Source organism: Streptosporangium sp. NPDC049248 (assembly GCF_040678965.1).
Taxonomy (GTDB): domain Bacteria; phylum Actinomycetota; class Actinomycetes; order Streptosporangiales; family Streptosporangiaceae; genus Streptosporangium; species Streptosporangium fukuiense.
On record NZ_JBFAQY010000014.1, the window covers coordinates 175747 to 188604 of the forward strand.

Genomic DNA, 12858 nt, shown 5'->3' on the forward strand with positions numbered 1-12858 from the left:
CCGCCGCCTTCCAGCGGCGGGCCGGCGCGAGATGTCCTATGCCGGAATGAGCAGGGTGGTCAGCAGGTCGTCCAGGCTGACCAGTCCGGCCAGGGAGCCGTTCGCGGTCCGGACGAGCGCCAGCTGGCTGTGCGCGGCACGTAGTTCGGCGACCGCCTGGGAGATCGAGGTCTCCGCCGAGAGTTCGGGCAGCCGGTAGGCGATGTCTCGAGCGCGAATCCGTGTGCCGCGCCTGCGGGCCAGGTAGGCGTCCCGGACGTGGACCACCCCCGCTGGGCGATCACCGTCCCACACCACCAGGCGGGTGCGGCGCGTCCGGGCCGAGGCACTGACGATCTCTTGAGCCGAGGCGCCGATCGGCACTCCGGCGATGTCGCCCACCGGGACGGTGAGTGAGGCGATCGACGCGTTCGGGGCGTGCAGGGCCTGGGTGAGCACCGCGTGGTCGTCGGTCTCGATGAGCCCCAGGCGGCGCGACTCCTCCACCAGGTGCTGCAACTGCTCGGGTGTGCGAGGGTTGGACGTCTCGTCGCGGGGCTGCACCCGGAACATGCGCAGCAGCAGGTTGCTGACGCCGTTGAGCGTGGTCAGGATCGGCCGGACGGCCACGGTGAAGCCGCGAAAGGGCAGCGCCAGGGCCGTCGCCGAACGCTCGGGGTGGGCGATGGCCCATGACTTGGGGGCCATCTCGCCGATCACCATGTGCAGGAACGTCACGATGGCCAGCGCGATCACGAAGGCGACCGCGTGCGCGGCGGCCTCGGGCAGGCCAAGGGTGTCGAAGAGCGGTGTCAGGCTGCCTGCGATCAGCGGTTCGGACACCACGCCCAGGCCGAGGGAGCACAGGGTGATGCCGAGCTGGGCGCCGGCGAGCATCAGCGACAGCTCCCGGATACCCTTCACGGCCGCCGCGGCGGCGCGGCTACCGTGCGCGGCCGCCTTCTCCAGGCGGTGCCGTTTGGCCGCGACGAGGGCGAACTCGGAGGCGACGAAGAAGCCGTTGCCGATCAGCAGCAGTACGGTCAGCAGAATGCCGGTGGGCAGGTTCACTTCTCCTCCTCGCCTTCCTGGCCCGCCTCGGGGTTCCGGAAGGGGCGCAGGCGGACCCGGTCGGGTACGTGCCGGTCGAGGGTCAGCACCTCGATCTCCGCATGCGTGGGCGCCTGCTCGGCCATGGAGGGCACCAGGTCGACGGTGACCACGTCACCGGCCGCGGCGAAGCGGGCCAGACGCTGCAGGATGAGCCCGCTGACGGTGTCGTAGTCGTCCTCGTCGGGCAGTTCCAGGCCGGTGGCCAGGGAGACCTCGTCGATGCGCAGACTCGCGTCGATCTCCCAGCCGTCGCCGGCGGCGACCACGGTGGGGATGTCGAGGTCGTTCTCATCGGTGATCTCCCCGACGAGTTCCTCGGCGACGTCCTCCCAGGTGACCAGCCCGGCCAGGCCGCCGTGCTCGTCGAGGACGCAGGCGACCTCCTCGTCGCGTGCGTGCATCTGGGCGACCAGGTCGGGCAGCGAGACGGAGAAGGGCACCATCAGGACTTCGCGGGCGACGTCGGCCACCGGCGTGTTCGCGGCCTTGTCGGCCGGGATCGTCACCAGTTCACGCAGGCCCACGACGCCGATCACGTCGTCCAGGCGGTCGCCGAGCACCGGATAGTGGGTGTGCCCGTGACGGGAGATCAGCTCGTCCAGCTCAGGGATCAAGGCCGAACCGGCGATGCCGACGACGTCGGCGTGCGGGACCATGACCTCCCCGGCGGTGTGCTCGGAGAAGGCCAGTGCCCGCTCCAACAGGTCGGCCTGGTCGCCGGGCAGGTGCCCGTAGGCCTCGGACTCGCCGATGATGTGCCCGAGCTCCTCCAGCGTCGCGCCGTGGTGCAGCTCCTCGACCGGCTCGATGCCGACCGCGCGCAGCAGCCTGTTGGCCGCGGAGTCGAACAGCCGGATGATCGGCCCGGCGATCGTCAGGTAGGCCAGGGTGGAGGAGGCCAGCGCGCGGGCCAGCGGTTCGGGCCTGGCCAGCGCGAGGTTTTTGGGGGCGAGCTCGCCCAGCACCATCTGGATCACGGTGGCGACGATGAAGCCGAGCACCAGGGCGATGCCGCCGGTCGCGCCCTCTGGTACGCCGAGTGCGGCCAGCCCAGGGGCGATCAGCTCGGCCAGCGCGGGTTTGGCGATGAAGCCGACGACCAGGGCGGTGACGGTGATGCCGAGCTGGGCGCCCGACAACATGAACGACAGCCGCTCCATGACCTTGATCGCGCGGGCGGCCTTCCTGTCGCCTTCGGAGGCCTGCTGGGACAGAGCCAGACGATCGGCGGTGACATAGGCGAACTCCTGGGCGACGAAGTAGCCGGTGGCCAGGGTCAGCAGCAGAACGGCCAGCAGGCCGAGGGCGATGCTCACCTAGGACGCCTGTCCCGTGATCGACGGTCTTTCAGGTGGCCTCTGCTATGGCCGGAGTCCGACGACACGGACACCCCCACCTTGCCCTTCCATCCGGCCCTCGTGGCCGGCTCATGTCCTCCCGGCTCGTCGACGCGGGAGGATCTCCGTGTCCGCAACGCTAGCCGATCTTCTGGGGCCGGCCCGTTCCGGGGTTCTTCACCGAGGTCAACGCGTCGCGGACGAGCAGGGTTCCTTTTATGGCATATGTCATACATTCAGGGGTTTTCAGGGGTGGCCTGCGCGGGCTTACGATGATCGGCATTTGCCCCCTTCCCCCTCCGGGAGCTGACCTCTTGCCAGGGCGAGAACGCATTCGTTCCTTCCTTGAAACCCGGCTCTTCCAGCGGGTTGTCGTAGCCGTCATCGTGATCAACGCGATCACGATCGGCTGTGAGACCTCCTCCTATCTGACGGACCGGATCGGCGGGTTCCTGCACGCCGTCGACCGGATCGCCCTGGCGATCTTCACCGTCGAGCTCGCCGCCCGCCTCTACGCCTACCGGGGCACGTTCTTCAAGGACCCGTGGAACTGGTTCGACGCGACCATCGTGACCATCGCGCTGATCCCGGCGTCCGGCCCGACCTCCGTGCTGCGGGCCCTGCGGATCATGCGGGCGCTGCGCCTGGTCTCGGTGGTCCCCAGCATGAGCAAGGTCGTCGGTGCGCTGTTCGCGGCCATGCCCGGGATGGCGGCGATCGTCGGGCTGCTCCTTTTGGTCATGTACGTCTCGGCGGTCCTCGCGACCCAGCTGTTCGGCGGAATCGCCCCCGAGCACTTCGACGAACTGCCGACGTCGCTGTTCACCCTGTTCCAGGTCATGACCGGCGAGGCCTGGCCGGACATCGCCCAGACGGTCATGGCGGAGAAGCCCTGGGCCTGGGTCTTCTTCGTCGGCTACATCCTGATGTCCTCCTACGTGGTGCTCAACCTGTTCATCGCCGTCGTGGTCAACGCCATGGACGACCAGAACACCTCCGCCGAGGAACAGCGGACCGAGGACCAGCTCACCGCCATCCTGAAAGAGCTCGCCCGCCTGCACGCCAGGATCGACGCGATACAGGGTGCCCCCCGAGCGGCTCAGCCGGTCAAGGCGCCGCGCAAGAACGCCGCCCGCCGCTCCCGGTGACCGGCCCGTAAGAGATCGGCCCATCTGGGAACTCCCGGGGACGTGCCCTGGCGGGTGCGGGATCCGGCCCGCCGGGGCAGGCCGCGCCGACGCCGAAAGCCGTCGCCTGGCCGCTCCGGTACGCGGCGAGCTGCTGGAGCAGCTGCGCCCCGATCGCCGCGGACACTCTCCGGCAGAAGTCCTCGGGGTTCTCGTGCGCCGGGACGGGTTCGGGCACGACCGCCTGCACCACCCCGTCAGCCAGCAGCTCGTGGGAGCCGACACGCTGCCTGCGTGCCATGTCGGCCGCCAGTCGGGTGTGACCGTGAAGGATCACGCTCGCACCCTCCGGCGGCAGGGGCGAGAGCCACGCGTGCTCGGCGGCGATGCGCGCTCGGCAGGGGAGAAGGGCGAGGGCTCCACCGCCGCACCCCTCTCCCAGGAGTACCGACACGGACGGCACGGTGAGCTGGACGAGGTCGGCCAGGCAACGTGCTATCTCTCCGGCGAGAGCCCGCTCCTCCGCCTCTGCCGAGAGCTCGGCTCCGGGGGTGTCGACGACGCAGACCAGCGGGCGTCCCAGCTGCCGGGCGAGATGAATGCCACGGCGCGCGGCGCGCAGATCATCGTGGTCAAGCGGGCCGCCGCGAGCCTGAGCGCGTCGGTCCTGACCGATCACGACGCACGCGACCCCCTGAAAGGAGGCCAGGGCGCACAACATGCCCTGGCCGAGCTCGCCCGCGCCCGTCCCCGACAGGGCGACGGCCTCGCCGGCCCCGATGCGTAACAGCTCACGGACTCCTGGGCGGTCCGGGTGACGACTGAGCCGGATGGAGTCCCACGGATCCCCCGGGAGTGTCACCACGGCGGTGTCGGGGACCCACGCCCGGGTCGCGCTCGCAGGTCTGGCCGGTGGCCCGGCCAGCAAGGCGAGTGCCTTCGAGGCGACGCCGGCGAGCCGGTCGCAGGGCACGACCGCGTCGATGATCCCCTTGGCGACCAGGTTCTCGGCCACCTGGACACCGTCGGGGAACGGATGCCCGTTGAGTGCCTCGTAGACCGATGGGCCCAGGAAACCGATCAAGGCGCCCGGTTCCGCCACGGTGACGTGCCCGAGCGACCCCCACGACGCGAACACCCCGCCAGTGGTGGGGTGTCGCAGATACACCAGGTACGGCAGACCGGCCGCCTTGTGCTCGACGACGGCCCGGGAGATGTCCACCATCATGACGAAGGCCGGCGTGCCTTCCTGCATCCGGGTACCGCCGGAGGCGGGCGCGGCGATGAGGGGCAACCGCTCGGCCGTCGCGCGGCGCACGGCCGTTACGATGCGCCCGGCCGCGTCACGACCGATCGACCCGCCGAGGAAGCGGAACTCGCTCACGACGAGTGCCACGTCGTGACCCCCGATCCGGGCCCGGCCGGTGACGACGGCCTCGTCCGTGCTGGAACGTTCCCGAGCCTGGGACAGCGCTTTCTCATACTCCGGATCCCGGTCGCCGGCGGCGATGGGCACATCCCACGAATGCCAGGAGCCCGGGTCGACGTTCGCCTCGATCAGTTCGAGGGCACCCGGCCGACGCGTCATCGGACCACGTCGCCGATCCAGCGCCGCACCGATTCCCCGTGCTGGTCGAGGACGGGCGGCGGCCGGTGCGCGGTCCGGGTGTGCTCCCGCCCGGACGGTTCGAAGAAGCGCAGCGGTGGCCCGGGCAGCCTGAGCGGGCCCAGGGTCTCGTGCGTGACGTCGATGACCAGGCCCTGGCTCAGGGTCTGCTCCCAGGTGTAGACCTCGTCCAGGGTGCGTACCCTGCCGGCAGGTATGCCCAGCTCGCGTAGCCGTTCGAGCAGGTTGCCGGCGCTCCGGTCCGCGAAGACCCGTTCGACCAGTTCGATGACCCGGTCACGGGACGCGACGCGTTGGGCGTTCGTGGCCATACCCGGTTCCTCGGGGTCGAGATCGAAACCCGCGCAGAACCTCTGCCAGAGCCCCTCGCTCCCTACGGCGATCTGTACCGCTCCGTCGGCGCACCGGAAGAGTCCGTAGGGCGAGATGGACGCGTGGTGATTGCCCGCCGCCCGCCCGACCTCGCCGGCGACCGTCCAGCGGGTCCCCTGGAAGGCGTGCACGCCGACGGCCGCGGCCAGCAGTGAGGTGCGTACGACCTGGCCTCGTCCGGTCGACTCACGCTGGCGCAGTGCCGCCAGGACACCGTAGGCGCCGTACATGCCGGCGAGCAGATCACAGATCGGCGTCCCGAACCGTTGCGGGTCGCCCGGCGCCGATCCGGTCAGGGACATCAGGCCGCCCTCGCCCTGGGCGATCTGGTCGTAGCCCGGCCGTCCGCCTTCGGGACCGTCGTGGCCGAAGCCGGTGATCGACAGTTGCACGAGCCGCGGGTTGAGCTTTCCGAGCGCCTCGGCGCCCAGCCCGAGCCGTTCCATGACTCCGGTCCGGAAGTTCTCCACCAGCACGTCCGCCCGTCGCACCAGGGCGAGCAGAACCTCGCGGTCGTCGTCGTCCCTGAGGTCCAGGCAGACGGACTCCTTGTTCCGGTTGGCCGACAGGAAGTACGTCGACTCTCGTTCCCCCTCGTCTCCGACGAAGGGCGGTCCCCAGCCTCGGGTGTCGTCTCCGTGCCCCGGTGCCTCGATCTTGACCACCCGGGCACCGAGGTCGCCCAGCATCATCGTCGCGTGGGGTCCCGCCAAGGCGCGGGACAGGTCGACCACGAGCACGCCCTCAAGGGGGCCGGCCAGGCTGGAGCCAAGGGCGGCGCTCATGCGGACGCGCCCGATCCCAGCACCTCGTGGCGCTCCTGGTTGGCCACGACCGGGTTCCGCAGCACGCCGAGCCGCTCCACCTCGACCTCCACCTCGTCGCCGGGGCGCAGGAGCCACGGTGGTGTCCGGGAGTAGCCGACCCCCGACGGGGTTCCGGTGGCGAGCAGGTCGCCGGGGCGGAGGGTGAGGGTCCGGCTGATGAGCGAGAGCGTGTCACCGACCGTGTAGACCATCTCGTCGGTGCTGCCCTGCTGCACCACGGTGCCGTTCACGCGCGTCTCCACCTTGAGCCCGTCACGCAGGTCGCCCACTTCGGCGGCCGGTACCAGCGGTCCGAGCACACCGGAACGGTCTCCGTTCTTGCCCAGCGTCCACTGGGAGGTGAGCTTCTGTGCCCGGCGCGAGGTCACGTCGTTGAACGTGGAGTAGCCGACCACGGCCGCCAGGGCCTCCTCGGGCGTGGCGTCCACGAGGGTCGCACCGACCCAGGCCACCACCTCACCCTCCCAGTCCACACCGTCCTCGTCGGGCGGTACCGGGATGCCCATGCCTCCGACGGTGAGCGAGCTCGGCCACCGTGCGAACAGGGTGGGGTGATGCGGCACACCCTCGCTCGCGTAGGAACCCTCCGCGACGTGCTTGAGATAGTTCAGCCCGATACAGATGACCTTCGCGCCCGGCAGCACCGGGGGGACGAACTCGACATCGTCCAGCGGCAACGTGGCCACCACCTGCTCGGTGGCCGGCTTGCCGGCCAACCAGCGTCGGGGTTCGGCCCAGAACTCCTCCAGGGGCGCGAGGACGCAGACCCCGAGGCCGTCGTCCGTGAGGATCCCCACCAGGACCGATTCGTCGGTATGGCGCAGTCCCACGATGCGCATCGGCATTTGTCATCTCCTTGACGTGCCAGTTCATGCTTGCTTCCCGCTCCCGTCCGAGTTCGGCGGGCGCACCGCGTGCGCCCGCCCGTCGTCAGACCGGGATCGCCGCGTAGGTCGCGTCGAGGTACTCCGTGATGCCTTCGAACCCGCCCTCGCGACCGAGCCCGGACTGCTTGATGCCGCCGAAGGGCGCGGCCGCGTTCGACACGACGCCGACATTGACCCCGACCATGCCGCTGGCGAGGTTCCCGACCATGCGCAGCGCGCGCTCCAGGTCGCGCGTGTAGACGTAGCTCACCAGCCCGTACGGGGTGCCGTTGGCCGTGTTCACCGCCGCCTCCTCCTCGCGGAAGGTGGTGATCGGGGCGAGCGGTCCGAAGATCTCCTCGTCGAGCAGTGCCGTTCCCGGCGCGACGTCGCTCAGGACGGTGGGTTCCACGAACCGGCCGTTCGCCGATCCGCCCCCCACCTCGATCGTCGCGCCTCGCTTGAGGGCGTCGGCCATCAGCCGTTCGAACTTCGCGACCGCCGCGTCGTCGATGAGCGGCCCGACCTCGGCGCCGTCCTGCCAGCCGGCGGCGACCCGCATCGCTCCCATGCGGGCCGCGAGCCTGCCGGTGAACTCGGGGGCGATCGACTCCGCGACGATGAAGCGGTTGGCCGCCGTACACGCCTGGCCGCCGTTACGCATCTTGGCCAGCAGCGCGCCCTCGACCGCGGCGTCGAGGTCGGCGTCCTCGCAGACGATGAAAGGCGCGTTCCCCCCCAGCTCCATCGAGGTCCTCATGACGTGGGCCGAGCACTGGGCCAGGAGCAGCTTGCCCACCTCGGTCGATCCGGTGAAGGAGAGCTTGCGGGCGAGCCCGGACCCGATCACCGCGCCGACGACCACGGCTGGACGGGAGGTGGTGACGACATTGACCGCGCCGGCCGGAGCACCGCACTCCTCGATGATCTGCGCCAGGAGCAGGCTGGTCAGGGGCGTCTGCTCGGCGGGCTTGAGCACGGACGGGCAGCCGGCTGCGAGCGCCGGGGCGATCTTGCGCGCCCCCATCGCCAGGGGGAAGTTCCACGGTGTGACGAGCAGGCAGGGCCCCACCGCCCTGTGCTGGACGAGGATGCGGGTCAGCCCGGTGGGGGACAGCCGGTAGTCCCCTCCTATGCGGAGGGCCTCGTCGGCGAACCAGCCGAAGAAGTCGGCGGCGTAGGCCACCTCCCCGCGGGACTCGGTGATCGGCTTGCCCATCTCCAGGGTGATGAGCAGGGCGAGCTCGTCCGCACGCTCGCGCAGCGCGGCCTCGACCCGGCGCAGCAACGTGGCGCGCCGGGCGGGGGACAGGGCGGCCAAGGAGGGCTGCGCGTCGGAGGCGGTCCGGATCGCGTCCAGCGCGTCCTGCGCGTCGGCGTCGGCGACCTCGATCAGCGTCTCGCCGGTCGCGGGGTTGTCCACCGGGAACGTGGCTCCACCCGCCGCTGGGCGCCAGCGCCCTCCGGCCAGCAGCGTCGATGGGACGGCCGGGAGCGATGGGGCGAGGGTGGACGTGGCGAACGCGGTCATCGGTACCTTCTTTCTTGCGGTGTCAAGACGGTCCTGGGCGCCTCACAGCACCGCGACACCACCGACGGGGCACCCGGACGCACCGGTGATGGGCAACGCGGGCGCGGTGAAGAGGAACTCGTACTTTCCGTAGTGGGCGCAGGTGGCCGCGAGCTCCTGAAAGTCGAAGATCTCGCCGATGGCCAGTCCCATGTGGACCAGTGCCACGACATGGAACGGCTGGAAGCAGTCGATCTCGTTGGGGCGGACCTCGACGCCCCAGGTGTCCGAGGCGACCGCGGCGATCTCCCGCTCGTGGAACCACGGGACGGTGTGCAGCGACACTCCCGGGGCGGCACCACCCGCGTAGTCGCCCCAGGCGTGCCGGCGAGTCTCGAGGAAGCCGGTGCGGATGAGCACCGCGTCCCCGCGCCGGACCTGAACGCCCTGGGCTTCCGCGGTCGCCTCCAGTTCCTCGACGGAAACCGCGTAGCCGGGCTCGAGGGAGTCCACGCCCAGCTGCCGGGCCACGTCGAGCAGCACGCCTCGCATCACGAACTTGCCCGCGTAGTTCTCCACGCCGTTCTTGGCCGCCCCGCCGGAGGAGACGAGACCCGCGGAGTACCCGTTCCACATCTTCCCCTTCCAGAAGATGTGCGAGAGCGAGTCCCACTGGGTGCCGGCCTGGTTGGGCACGATGAGGATGTCGTCGGAACGCCCGTAGCCCTTGGCCGGGCCGAAACCGGCCGGAAGGATTTCCTGTGCTCCGGCCAGGTGGTCCGCGCCCGTCGCCGTCATCACGTTGCGCGGGTTGGCCCGCAGGCTTCCGGTCTGGGGGCCTCGCTGGTCATAGGGGAGTGAGCAGGAGACGGTCACGCCGTGCTCGACGAGCGCCGCGGCGCGCCGTACCTCCTCGGGCCCGACGTAGTTCATCGTCCCGAGCGAGTCGTCCTCGCCCCAGCGCCCCCAGTTCCTGCACTGCTCGATGTAGCGATCGAGAACATCCGCTCCAGCGAAGTCGGACATCTCACCTCCATGGTCATGCTCGCCGCGACGGCGGGCGGAATGGTCAAGAAGCGGTCGACGTGGCGAAGACGCCGACCAGCCGGGAGCCGAAGGCGTCGATCGCCTGCTCGGTGAGAGGCTCACCGCTCCGCGTACGCAGCACCAGTAGGTAGCGGTAGCGGAAGATCTCGCCGGTGGGCGCGTTCGTGATCGTGCGTACGGCCAGCCCGAGCGGGGCCAGGCGCGCGAGAGCCTCGTCGAGCTCCTGAGCGCCGTCGACGCGGACCGCCAGGTGGTCGGCACCGGGGGAGACCTCCAGCGCGGAGCCGAGCGCCCACCACCCGCCGACGCTGCCGTTGTCGACGTCGCGCTCGATGATGTCCAGGCCGAGTTCCCGGGCCACGGCCTCGGTGCCGATCAGGGCCATCGAGCCGTCACCGGCGAGCACCTCCCGCGCCGCGGCCACGGAGTTCAGCGGGTGGATCTCGACCGTGGCGGCGGGCAGCCGCTCCGCCAGGAAGCGACGGCACTGGCGGATGGAGCCGTGCCCGCCCACATACGTGATGTCGTCCAGACGGCTGCCCGGCCTGCCGAGCAGGGCGCAGTGGTACGGCACCACGATCTCGTCGCTGATGAAGAGCTTCTCTCCGGCGAGGATGCGGGCGGCGGTCTCGGTACACGCGGTGTTGGAGGTCTCCGAGGTCAGCACCCCCAGGTCGATCCTGCCGTCGAGTACGGCGGCGGCGACGTCGTCCATGGTGGGGAAGTACTCCGGGCCGCCCAGTCCGGGCCTGCGGTCGAGCAGGGCCCGTGTCGCCTGCCCCGCGAAGGTGAGCTCGCTGCCCAGCGTGCCGACCCGCCGCGCCGGCCGGTGTTCACTACCGCTCACGGCACCCTCTCAGTAGGTGAATAGTGTATTCATTCGATGAAAAGTGTATTCAGTAATCGGTAATGTGGCAATGCCTTCCGGTCGCCGACCGCGCTCGGCGTGAGGCTGATCTCGCGGCGTGGCGAGAGCGCTCGCCGAGGACGGGCGCACCGGCCCGAACACCCCGGCGGCGTGCCGCGACGGGCGGCCGCTCAGGGTGGGGAGCCGGTGCGTTCCGGGGGGCTTTCGGGGAGGGAGATCCGGGTTCCGGTCTCAGCCGCCCGAGGTCTCGCCCCAGTTCATGTGGACGAGCCGGTCACGCGTGTGCTCGACGTGGGCCTCGATCAGGGTGCGGATCTCGTCCTCGTCACCTCGTTCGAGGGCTTCGAGGATGGCCTGGTGCTCGGCGAGCACCTCCTGGCGACGTGGGAGGTCGGGGGTGGCCAGGTGCACGTAGCGGTAGATCCGGAACCGTACCTCGTCGATGATGCTGGACACGGCGGAGCCGCGACCGTGCAGCGAGTGGTGGAACTCCATGTCCGCCTGGAGCCACTCCTCGGATGACATGTCCAGGTCCATGGAACCGGCGACCGCCCGGGCCGCCGGCAGGTCGACGTCGAGGAAATCGGGACGAGATCGCGCACGGAGCGTGGCGAAGATCTCCAGAGTCTGGCGCAGGTCGTAGAGTTCGAGCACCTGCTCCTGGGAGAGCTGCGTGACGACGTAGCGCTGGAAGGGGTTGGCGTCGAGTAGGCGTTCCGCCTGGAGTCGCCGCAGGGCCTCGCGTACCGGCACCCGGCTCACTCCGAGCGTGTTGGCGAGCTCAACCTGGTTGATCTCGGTCCCGGCCGGGAGCTCTCCTCGGATGATGGCCTCACGGACGCGATCGTAGACACGATCCCCGAGCGTCGAACGTGAGACGGCACCCATACCTGCGACTCCGGACGACCGGTCCAGGCTGCCGAGCGCTCCGCTGCTCACAGGAGAGAGGATCGGCTTCTGTGGCGCTCCTCGAGTATTTTTCGGCACCCCTCAAGTATAGGTTCCTCATGCGTATACAGTTGCCAGAAACTGTAAAAGATCATCCGGGCCTCCCCTCAAGCCTGCGTCACCGGTGCTGCCGGAGCGTGTTCCCGGAGGTCGGACACCTCCGGTGGTCCGGTGGAGCTCACCCGAGCCGTGTCACGCTCCGCCATGTGATCATTCTGGGTTGCGCCCGACAAAGTACTCCTCGTCAGGGTCGTCCGTCACCCAAAGCCCCGAGTCCACCAGCGCTCGCCGGAACGCCGCCATCTCGCCGCTGTGCAGGCGGTTCGCCGGGACACGCATCGGCCCGCCGTTGAAGCCCGCGAGCCACGCCTGGTACTTCCACGCGGACCGGTTCACGGAGTGGGCGTGCGGGACGGGGGCGACGTTGCCGTTGGCCTTCCACGCGGGGGCGATCTTCCAGAGCAGGTCCATGGCCTCGTCGATCTTGCCCTCCTGGGCCAAGGCCAGCATCCGCGGGGCGGTGTCGCCGTAGTACTCGGTGTTCGAGGTCGCGATCACCCGTAGCGGGACGAGCGCGGCCAGCGCGATGGCCTCCTGGATGATCGGCATGGTGATCAGTACCTTCTCCGAGAGCCGGTGCCAGGCGTGTGCGAAGCCCGCGATCGACGGGAATCCGCCTTCGGCCTTCACCGAGACGACGTTCGGCGCGGCGTCGACCAGGTCGGCCAGCATGTCGACCGGCAACGAGGCGGAGTGGAGGCGTTCGAAACCCCAGTGTGTCATCGGGAAGAGGATGACGGCCAGGTCGGTGGCGTCACAGAACGCCCTGGTGTAGTCGTAGATCTCCTGCAGGGACTTCGGATAGAAGCTCGGCGGGTAGGACAGCAGCGCGAGGCGGGCTCCTGCGGCCTCGGCACGCCGCGCGGCGGTGATGTTCTCCTCCAGCGTGTTGAACGACGCGTGGAAGATCAGGTTGAGCCGGCCACCCGCCTCGTCGTGGGCGATCTCGGTGAAGCGGACGTACTCGTCGAGGGTGATGTTGGTCTCGCTGACGAGCAGCGTGCCGGTGAACCCGAGTTCGATCACCCGCCGGACGTCGTGGCGGACGCCGCTTTCGTTCAGGCGGGTCAGATCGGTGGAGAAGCTGGGGATGAGCACGTTGTTGACACCGTGGAAGTGCTCACGGGCCCAGCCGCGCGCGTCGTGCTTACCGATGGCTGTGGTCATGATGGGGTTC

At 69.8% G+C, this 12858-nt stretch carries 11 protein-coding genes; 1 reads left to right on the forward strand and 10 read right to left on the reverse strand.

Going from position 1 to position 12858, the window contains the following annotated elements; all coding sequences use genetic code 11:
* Positions 1-36: 36 nt before the first annotated feature.
* Together AB0K21_RS25015 and AB0K21_RS25020 are read right to left on the reverse strand one after the other, a co-directional pair.
* Positions 37-1050 (reverse strand): hemolysin family protein, encoded by a 1014-nt coding sequence (locus AB0K21_RS25015; RefSeq protein WP_343969188.1) that lies wholly within the window; start codon positions 1048-1050, stop codon positions 37-39.
* Positions 1047-2408, reverse strand: coding sequence for a hemolysin family protein (locus AB0K21_RS25020; protein WP_364153605.1), 1362 nt, complete (start codon positions 2406-2408; stop codon positions 1047-1049). Before AB0K21_RS25020 ends, AB0K21_RS25015 begins: the two co-directional genes overlap by 4 nt.
* 293 nt (positions 2409-2701) lie before the next feature.
* Between AB0K21_RS25020 and AB0K21_RS25025 the strand changes: the two genes are divergently transcribed.
* Positions 2702-3577: an ion transporter gene (locus AB0K21_RS25025; protein WP_343969184.1), complete on the forward strand. Its 876-nt coding sequence runs from the start codon at positions 2702-2704 to the stop codon at positions 3575-3577.
* Here the strand turns inward: AB0K21_RS25025 and AB0K21_RS25030 are convergent.
* The 8 genes from AB0K21_RS25030 to AB0K21_RS25065 all read right to left on the reverse strand — a co-directional run bounded on the left by AB0K21_RS25030 (position 3537) and on the right by AB0K21_RS25065 (position 12848).
* On the reverse strand, positions 3537-5144 hold the full coding sequence (locus AB0K21_RS25030; RefSeq protein ID WP_364153609.1) for a carboxyl transferase domain-containing protein: 1608 nt from the start codon (positions 5142-5144) through the stop codon (positions 3537-3539). The two genes, AB0K21_RS25025 and AB0K21_RS25030, sit on opposite strands and share 41 nt — an antisense overlap.
* Entirely contained in the window at positions 5141-6340 is a 1200-nt protein-coding gene (locus tag AB0K21_RS25035; protein ID WP_343969180.1) for a CoA transferase, read from the reverse strand. Before AB0K21_RS25035 ends, AB0K21_RS25030 begins: the two co-directional genes overlap by 4 nt.
* The gene (locus tag AB0K21_RS25040) at positions 6337-7227 is read right to left on the reverse strand and encodes a fumarylacetoacetate hydrolase family protein (RefSeq protein WP_343969178.1); all 891 of its coding nucleotides are present in this window, start codon (positions 7225-7227) and stop codon (positions 6337-6339) included. Before AB0K21_RS25040 ends, AB0K21_RS25035 begins: the two co-directional genes overlap by 4 nt.
* An 85-nt stretch (positions 7228-7312) precedes the next feature.
* Positions 7313-8779 (reverse strand): NAD-dependent succinate-semialdehyde dehydrogenase, encoded by a 1467-nt coding sequence (locus AB0K21_RS25045; protein WP_364153614.1) that lies wholly within the window; start codon positions 8777-8779, stop codon positions 7313-7315.
* A 42-nt stretch (positions 8780-8821) separates the two neighbouring features.
* Positions 8822-9784 (reverse strand): cyclase family protein, encoded by a 963-nt coding sequence (locus AB0K21_RS25050; protein ID WP_364153617.1) that lies wholly within the window; start codon positions 9782-9784, stop codon positions 8822-8824.
* 43 nt (positions 9785-9827) lie between these two features.
* A complete protein-coding gene (locus AB0K21_RS25055) occupies positions 9828-10652 on the reverse strand; it encodes a prephenate dehydratase domain-containing protein (RefSeq protein ID WP_343969172.1) in 825 nt (274 codons plus the stop codon).
* Positions 10653-10904: 252 nt separating this feature from the next.
* A complete protein-coding gene (locus AB0K21_RS25060) occupies positions 10905-11612 on the reverse strand; it encodes a GntR family transcriptional regulator (RefSeq protein WP_343969170.1) in 708 nt (235 codons plus the stop codon).
* 219 nt (positions 11613-11831) lie between these two features.
* On the reverse strand, positions 11832-12848 hold the full coding sequence (locus AB0K21_RS25065; protein WP_364153621.1) for a dihydrodipicolinate synthase family protein: 1017 nt from the start codon (positions 12846-12848) through the stop codon (positions 11832-11834).
* Positions 12849-12858: the final 10 nt, after the last annotated feature.